Annotated in this window: 9 protein-coding genes (1 of these 9 cut by a window edge); all 9 read left to right on the forward strand. The window is 75.4% G+C overall.

The features are described 5' to 3' along the window. The first annotated feature begins 15 nt into the window (after positions 1 to 15). The gene (locus AMOR_RS25370) at positions 16 to 1,296 is read left to right on the forward strand and encodes a 3-deoxy-D-manno-octulosonic acid transferase (RefSeq protein ID WP_248355333.1); all 1,281 of its coding nucleotides are present in this window, start codon (positions 16 to 18) and stop codon (positions 1,294 to 1,296) included. Continuing rightward, positions 1,293 to 2,291: a glycosyltransferase family 9 protein gene (locus AMOR_RS25375; protein ID WP_248355334.1), complete on the forward strand. Its 999-nt coding sequence runs from the start codon at positions 1,293 to 1,295 to the stop codon at positions 2,289 to 2,291. Before AMOR_RS25370 ends, AMOR_RS25375 begins: the two co-directional genes overlap by 4 nt. After that, on the forward strand, positions 2,288 to 3,445 hold the full coding sequence (gene lpxK, locus AMOR_RS25380; RefSeq protein WP_248355335.1) for a tetraacyldisaccharide 4'-kinase: 1,158 nt from the start codon (positions 2,288 to 2,290) through the stop codon (positions 3,443 to 3,445). The genes AMOR_RS25375 and lpxK overlap by 4 nt, the downstream gene beginning before the upstream one ends. A 4-nt stretch (positions 3,446 to 3,449) precedes the next feature. Beyond that, a complete protein-coding gene (locus AMOR_RS25385; RefSeq protein WP_248355337.1) occupies positions 3,450 to 4,352 on the forward strand; it encodes a lysophospholipid acyltransferase family protein in 903 nt (300 codons plus the stop codon). 9 nt (positions 4,353 to 4,361) lie between these two features. Next, positions 4,362 to 5,372 (forward strand): bifunctional heptose 7-phosphate kinase/heptose 1-phosphate adenyltransferase, encoded by a 1,011-nt coding sequence (locus AMOR_RS25390; RefSeq protein WP_248355339.1) that lies wholly within the window; start codon positions 4,362 to 4,364, stop codon positions 5,370 to 5,372. Further along, entirely contained in the window at positions 5,369 to 5,860 is a 492-nt protein-coding gene (locus tag AMOR_RS25395) for an adenylyltransferase/cytidyltransferase family protein (RefSeq protein ID WP_248355341.1), read from the forward strand. The genes AMOR_RS25390 and AMOR_RS25395 overlap by 4 nt, the downstream gene beginning before the upstream one ends. A gap of 52 nt (positions 5,861 to 5,912) precedes the next feature. Further along, positions 5,913 to 6,080 carry a Trm112 family protein gene (locus tag AMOR_RS25400; protein ID WP_248355343.1) on the forward strand — a complete coding sequence of 56 codons (168 nt, stop codon included), beginning with the start codon at positions 5,913 to 5,915 and terminating at the stop codon, positions 6,078 to 6,080. 155 nt (positions 6,081 to 6,235) lie between these two features. Next, positions 6,236 to 7,111, forward strand: coding sequence for a YicC/YloC family endoribonuclease (locus tag AMOR_RS25405; RefSeq protein WP_248355344.1), 876 nt, complete (start codon positions 6,236 to 6,238; stop codon positions 7,109 to 7,111). Then, positions 7,101 to 7,744 carry the 5' portion of a guanylate kinase gene (gmk, locus tag AMOR_RS25410; RefSeq protein ID WP_248355345.1) on the forward strand. It continues 25 nt past the right edge of the window, so 644 of the gene's 669 nt are visible here — the first part of the coding sequence; it begins with the start codon at positions 7,101 to 7,103; its stop codon lies beyond the right edge, outside the window. The genes AMOR_RS25405 and gmk overlap by 11 nt, the downstream gene beginning before the upstream one ends.

The raw sequence follows: 7,744 nt of genomic DNA on the forward strand, positions 1-7,744 counted from the left end.
ACAGGCGGCCGACCCGTGCACGTCGTCTACGCCATCGCGAGCTACGTCCTCTTCCTGGTGGGCCTCCCGGTCCTCCTCACGCACCCCAAGCTGCGCCACGGCATCGCGCAGCGGCTCGGGTGGTACCGATCGGTCGAGCTCGGGAAGGGCTCGCCCCGCATCTGGCTGCACGGCGCGAGCGCGGGCGACCTGCTCTCGCTGCAGCCGATGATGAAGGAGCTCAAGGCCCGCCTGCCCGGGTGCTGCGTCATCGTCACGACCATCACCAACAGCGGCCTGGAGATGGCGCGCAAGAAGCTCGGCGACGTCGCTGACGTGGTCGTGTACGCACCGTACGACCTCCCCGGCGCGACGCGCCGGGCCGTCGAGGCGCTCCGGCCGGACCTGCTCGTCCTCGAGTACACCGAGATCTGGCCGAACCTCATCCGCTCGGCGGCGAAGGCGGGCGTCCGGATCGCCCTCACGAACGGCCGCTTCAACCCCGCGAAGGTCTCGCGCTATCGCCTGCTGTTCGGCACGATCGGCAACCCGCTCCGCCGCATCGACTGCTTCCTCATGCGCTCCGACGAGGAGGCCGAGCGGGTGCTCGCGCTGGGCGCCGCGCCGGATCGGGTCTGGGTGACCGGGAACACGAAGTTCGACGCGCTGGTCCTCGACGGCGCCGCCGGCAAGGAGGAGGCCCTCCGCGCGGAGATGGGGCTCGACGCGGCGCGCCCGGTGTTCATGGCCGGCTCGACGCACGAGGGCGAGGAGGAGCACGTGCTCGCCGTGTACGCGCGGCTCCTCGCCCGCCACCCCGGGCTCCAGCTCGTCATCGCCCCCCGGTACATCGAGCGATCCGGCCGGATCATGGCGCTCGCCGCGGACGCCGGGCTCTCGGCCCGGCTCCGGAGCGGCGGCGCCGCGGCCGGACCCGCGCAGGTCACGGTGCTCGACACCATCGGCGAGCTCGCGGTCGCATACCGGCTCGCGACGCTCGTGTTCGTGGGCGGCAGCTTCGTGACGCGCGGTGGCCAGAACGTCCTCGAGCCCGCCGCGCAGGGCCGCCCGGTGCTGTTCGGGCCGCACATGGAGAACTTCAAGGACTCGGTCCAGGTGCTCCAGGGGAGGGGCGGGCTCCAGGTCGCGACGCCGGACCAGCTCCTCAAGGTCGCCGACGAGCTCCTCTCGCGGCCGGACCAGCTCGACGAGCTCGGGCAGCTCGCGCGCGGCTCGGTGACCCAGATCCGGGGCGCGAGCGCTCGCAACGTGGACCACATGCTCTCCATCCTCCCGCGGGGCAAGGCGGCGGCTTGAGCGATCCCCAGAACATCCTCGTCATCCGATACAGCGCGCTCGGCGACGTCGTCCTCGCGACGAGCGTGCTCGAGCCGCTGCGCGCGCGCTTCCCGAAGGCCCGCATCGAGTGGGTCACCGACGCGCTGTACGCGCCGCTCCTCGAGGGCCTCCCCGTGCTCGCGGCGGTGCACCGGCTCGGCCGGGAGGGCCCGAACGCGGCGCTGCCGCTCGCGGGCCGGCTGCGCGGCCGGTTCGACGTCGTGGTGGACCTGCAGAACAAGGTGCGGAGCACGCTGGTGGCCCGGGCCGCTGCGCCGCTCCGCACCGCGTTCAAGCGCCGGTCGGCGGTGCGGGCGGTGCTCTCGGTGTTCGGCGCCGATCCGCCGCTCGTCCGGGCGCACGCGACGCGACTGTACGCCGAGGCGCTGAAGCCGTTCGGCGTCGCCGGGCCGGGGCCGCTCAAGGTGAACCTCTCGCCGCAGGCCCGGGCGCTCGCGGCCGACGCGCTGCAGGGCGTCGAGGCGCCCGCCGTGGCGCTGGCGCCCGGCGCGCGGTGGGCCACGAAGCGCTGGCCCGCGGAGCGCTTCGCCGCAGTGGCCGACGCCCTCGCTTCCGACGGCGTCTCGATAGTCCTCTGCGGCGGGCCGGGCGACCGCGACGCGTTCGCGGCGTTCCGCGCCAGCACCCGCGCGAAGGTCGCGGCGGACCTCTCGTTCCTGCCGCTCGACGCGCTCGCCGCCGCGATCGCCCGCGTGCAGCTCCTCGTCGCCTGCGACTCGGGGCCGGTCCACCTCGCGACCGCCGTCGGCACGCCCGTCCTCGCGCTGTTCGGCCCGACCTCCGCGACGCGCTGGGGCCCCCCACCGCCCGGGCGCGCGCTGTCGCTCGGCCTCAAGTGCTCGCCGTGCTCCAACCACGGCGGCGACTACTGCCCCGAAGGCCACCACCGCTGCCTCGCCGACCTCGCGCCGGAGGCGGTCCTCGCCGCGGCCCGTGAGATGCTCCGCAGATGACCTCGGTCGAGGCGATCTGGTGGGGGCGTCCCGGCCCGCTGGCGCGGGTCGTCCTCCTGCCGCTCGTCCTCGCGTCGCTCCTCTTCCGCGCCGCCGCCGCGCTGCGGGGGTGGCTCTACGACCGCGGGCTCCTGCGCGCCGCGCGCGCCGCCGCGCCGGTCGTCTCCATCGGGAACGTCGCCGTCGGGGGCGCGGGGAAGACGCCCGTCGCCATCGCGGTGGCGACCCGGCTCGGAGCCCGCGGCCGGCGGGTCGCGATCCTGTCGCGCGGCTACGGCGCGACCCGCAGCGATCCCCGCGTCGTCTCCGACGGCCGCGCGCTGCGGCTCGGCCCGGACGCGGGCGGCGACGAGCCGGTGCTGCTGGCGCGCCGGCTCCCCGGCGTCGCGGTCCTGTGCGGCCCCCGCCGCGCCGCGCTCGCGCCCATGGCCACGGGCGACCTCGGCGCCGACGCGCTCGTCCTCGACGACGGCTTCCAGCACCGCGCCCTCGCCCGCGATCTCGACGTCGTCGTGCTCGACGCCGCGAACCCGTTCGGCAACGGCCGGCTGCTCCCGGCGGGGCCGAACCGCGAGCCGCGCGCGGCGCTCCGGCGCGCCGGCCTCGTGTGGCTCTCGCGCGTCGACCTGGCGGACCCCGCGGAGGTGGACGCGCTCCGCGCGCTCGCCCGCGCCGCGACCGGCCGCGAGCCCGTCGAGTCCCGTCACGCGCCCGTCGACGTGCTCGACGGCGCCCTGGAGCGCTCCTTCGGGCTCGGCGCGCTCCGCGGGGCGCGCGTCGCGCTCGTCTCCGGCATCGCCCGACCCGGCGCGTTCCGCCGGACCGTCGAGGGGCTCGGGGCGGAGGTCGTCTCCGAGCACCGCTTCCCGGACCACCACCGCTTCACGGCCGCCGAGCTCGCGCCGGTGCTCGCGGGCGCCGCGACCGGTCCCGGGGGCGCCGACCTCGTGGTCACGACCGAGAAGGACGCGGTCCGCCTGGCGCCCGCCGATGCCGCGCACGCGCGCCTCCGCGTGGTGCGGATCGACGCCCAGATCGTGCGCGGCGCCGACGCCCTCGACGCGGCCCTCGACGCGGCGCTCGCGCGCGCCGCCGCCCGCCTCGTGCCTCCCTCTCACCCGGCCGCCGCGCCCCGCGCGGCGGCGAGGCCCTAGCCCCATGCGCCTTCTCGGCTGGCTGCTCGTCCGGATCCCACACCGCTGGCTGATGGCGGCCGGCGCGGCGCTCGGCGCGCTCCTCTGGGGGCTCGGCATCCGGCGCAAGGTCGTCCTCGACAACCTGCGGCTCGCGTTCCCCGAGAAGACCGAGGAGGAGCGCCGCACCATCGCGCGGTCGACCTACCGGAACCTCGGGCAGATCGTCCCGGACTTCCTCCGCGTCCCCGCGCTGCCGAAGGCGGAGCTCGAGCGGATCTTCGTGTACGACGGCTGGGACGCGTACGAGCGGGCGCGCGCGCTCGGCAAGGGCGTCATCGCCTGCACCGCGCACTTCGGCAACTTCGACCTGCTCGCCGCAGCGCACACGCTCCGGGGCGTCCCGATCACGATGATCTCGCGGCAGATGGGGAAGTCCGGCGCGAACGACCTCTGGCGCAGCGCCCGGAAGCGCGCGGGCGTCGAGGACCTCGTGGTGGGGAAGGGGAACGTGCTCCAGGCGGCGACGCGCTCGCTCAAGGCGGGCCGCACCCTCGGGTACGTCATCGACCAGAACCAGCCGGGGCGGAGCGCGATCTTCCCGACCTTCTTCGGCGTGCCCGCCGCCACGGCGCCGACGCCCGCGCTGCTCGCGCGGCGCACCGGCGCGGCGGTCGTCTTCTGCCTCTCCGTCCCGCTCGGCGACGGTCGCCACCAGGTGATCATCGAGGGGCCGCTCTCGCCGCCCGACACCGGTGATCGGGACCGCGACGCCCTGCTCTTCATGCAGGACCTGAACGATCGCCTCGAACGGTGGGTCCGCGCCTTCCCCGACCGGTGGTACTGGCTCCACCGACGGTGGAAGCGTCGCGGCGACGCCCCCGTCGCGGCGCCCGCCGCATTGACGCCCGAGGACGCCGCGCGGTAGGTAACCCGCGTGCGCCGCCTCCAGGAGCCGGAGCTGCCCTCGCTCGCCACCCTGCTGCCCGCGTTCTCCCGGGCGGAGGTGGTGGTCGTCGGGGACTACGTCGCGGACGAGTACGTCTACGGCGAGACGGACCGGGTGAGCCGCGAGGCGCCGGTCCTCATCGTCCGGTACGAGTCCTCGGAGCTGAAGGCGGGCGGGGCGGGCAACGCCGCCCAGAACCTCGCCGCGCTCGGCGTGAAGGTCCGCGCCGTCGGCGTCGTGGGCGACGACGCGCTCGGCACCGCGCTCCTCGACGAGCTCGCGGCGAGCGGCATCGACGTGTCGGGGCTCGTCCGCGTGCCCGGCCGGCCGACGGAGGCGAAGACCCGGATCCTCGCCGGCGGCCGGTCCACGCGCCGCCAGCAGATGCTGCGGCTGGACCGGACGCCGCCGGCCGCGATCCCGGCGGCGGTCGAGAAGAAGCTCGTGAAGGAGCTCGAGCGCGCCGGGCGGCGCTCCGCCGCCGTGCTCGCGAGCGACTACGGCTCCGGCGCGGTCGGCCCCGCGGCCATCGAGGCGCTCCGGCGCGTGAAGCGCGCCGGCACGCCCGTGTGCGTCGACTCCCGGTACAACCTCCGCGCGTACACCGGCCTCACGATGGTGAAGCCGAACGAGGTCGAGCTCGAGACCGCGTCGGGCGTGTCGCTCGCCCAGCCGAACGGCGTGGAGAAGGCGGCTCGCGCGCTGCTCCGGCGCGTGGACTGCGACGTGCTGCTCGTGACCCGCGGCCGGAACGGGATGTCCGTGTTCCGACCGGGGCTGCCGCCAGTCCACATCGAGGCGCACGGCAGCCGGGACGCCGTCGACGTGACGGGCGCCGGGGACACGGTGGCGGCGACCTTCAGCGCGGGGCTCGCCGCGGGCGGCGACGCCGTGGCGGCCGCGCGCCTGGCCAACGTCGCCGGCGCGCTCGTGGTGCAGAAGCCCGGGACGGCGACGGTGACGCGCGAGGAGCTCGCGGCGGAGCTGCTCCGGCCGTGAGCGCGCCCGGACGGAAGCGGGTCGCGATGGCCGATCTGCCGGCGCTCCGCGCCCGCGCCACGTCCGAGGGCAAGACCATCGCGCTCGCGAACGGCGTCTTCGACCTGTTCCACGTGGGCCACCTCAGGTACCTGCGCGGCGCCAAGGCCGAGGCGGACCTGCTCGTGGTCGCCGTGAACAGCGACGTGTCCACGCGCTCGAACAAGGGGCCGACGCGGCCGGTGGTCCCCGAGGCGGAGCGCGCGGAGATCGTCGAGGCGCTCGCCTGCGTCGATCACGTCGTGCTCTTCGACTCGAAGGACGTCGTGCCGGTGATCCGCGCGCTCCGGCCGGACGTCCAGGTGAAGGGCACGGACTACACGCCGGACACGATCCCCGAGGCGGCCGAGGTGCGCGCCTACGGCGGGCGCGTGGCGGTCGCGGGAGATCCGAAGGACCACTCGACCACCGAGCTCCTCGCGAAGCTCGACGCGGATCGCAGCCGGTGAAGCCGGTCCTCGCGCGCGTCCGCCGTGACGCCGACATTCCCGGAGGTGAACGATGGCGCTCTCGCAGGAGCTGAAGGACGTGCTGGCGTGCCCGAAGTGCAAGGGCGAGCTCGAGTTCCACGAGGAGGCGAGCGAGATCCGCTGCAACGCGTGCCGGCTCGTGTTCCGGATCGAGGACGACATCCCCGTGATGCTCCTCGACGAGGCGAAGCCGTTCTGATCCTGGCGGGCGGCGCGCCGCCGGCGTGCCGGCGCGTGCCGGGAGGGCGCCTCCCCGGCGAGCCCCCGCGCGCCCGGCGGTCGAGCGGCGCGCCTTGACGCTCCCCGCAGCGGACGCTACGGTCCCCCGCACATGCGCCTCGGACGGGGAGTCTCATGATCCGCAGCATGACGGGGTTCGGCGCGGGCCGCGGCTCGACGTCCGGCGAGGAGATCGACGTCGAGGTCCGGTCGGTCAACCACAAGTACTGCGAGGTGAAGGCGAGGCTCCCGCGAGAGCTGTCCGCCCTCGAGCAGGACGTGGTCCGGACCGTGAAAGAGCGGCTCGCGCGAGGCGGCATCGAGGTCTCGGTGCGGCGCGCGACGATCGGAGGCGCGGTCGTCCCGCAGGTCGACGTGGCGCTCGCCGAGTCGTACGCGCGCGCGTTCGCGGAGGTCCAGGCGCGGGTCGGGCTGCCCGGGACGGTGATGCTCGCGGACGTGCTCGCGGCGGAGGGCGTCATCCGGCTCGCCGAGCGCGCCGTCGACGTCGAGGCGGCCGGCGCGGCGGTGCGCGCCGCCCTCGCGGGGGCGCTCGACGCGATCGTCGCGATGCGCGCGCGCGAAGGAGAAGCGCTGGCGCGCGATCTCTCGGGGCGCCTCGACGGCATCGAGGCCGCCGTGGCACGCGTCGCCGAGCTCTCGCCGCAGATCGTGGAGCAGCAGCGGAAGCGCCTCTCCGAGCGGATCGCCGAGCTCACCGGCGGAGTGCAGCTCGATCCCGCCCGGCTCGTCCAGGAGGTCGCGCTCTACGCGGACCGGACGGACGTGGCCGAGGAGATCACGCGCCTCCGCAGCCACGTGGCGCAGGTCCGGGCGCTGCTCGGCGGGAGCGAGCCCGCCGGGCGCAAGCTCGACTTCCTCGTCCAGGAGATGCACCGAGAGGTGAACACGATCGGCTCGAAGTCGCAGAGCGCGGAGCTGGCGTCCATCGTGGTCGGGCTCAAGGCGGAGATCGAGCGGATGCGGGAGCAGGTGCAGAATGTCGAGTGAGACGCGGCTCCCCGGCCTGCTCCTCGTGCTCTCCGCGCCGTCCGGGGCGGGCAAGACGACGCTCGCGCATCGGTTCCGCGCAACCCACCCGGACGCCGTGTTCTCGATCTCGGCGACGACGCGGCCGCCGCGGGGCGCGGAGCGGGACGGCGTCGACTATCACTTCGTCTCGCCCGAGCGGTTCTCGGAGCTCGTCGGCGCCGGTGCGTTCGCGGAGTGGGCGGAGGTTCACGGTCAGCGTTACGGGACGCTGCGGGCGACCGTCGACCAGGCGCTCGCGGCAGGGCGGATCGCGATCTTCGACATCGACGTGCAGGGCGGATCGCAGATCAAGGCGGCGTGGCCGCGCGAGGCCGCGACCGTGTTCGTGCTGCCGCCCGGCGTGGCCGAGCTGGAGCGCCGTCTGCGCGGCCGCTCCACCGACTCGGACGACGTCATCCGCCGCAGGCTCGCGGCGGCGCAGGCCGAGGTGGGCCGCGGCGTCGCCGGGTACGACTACGTGATCGTGAACGACGTGCTCGAGACGGCCGCGGCCAAGCTCGACGCCATCGCGCGCCACGAGCGGGCGCGCCGGGCAGGGCATCCCGACGAGGCCGCGGAGCGAATCGCGGCGGGGTGCCGGCGAGCGGCTGC

It is taken from the genome of Anaeromyxobacter oryzae (genome assembly GCF_023169945.1).
Taxonomy (GTDB): domain Bacteria; phylum Myxococcota; class Myxococcia; order Myxococcales; family Anaeromyxobacteraceae; genus Anaeromyxobacter; species Anaeromyxobacter oryzae.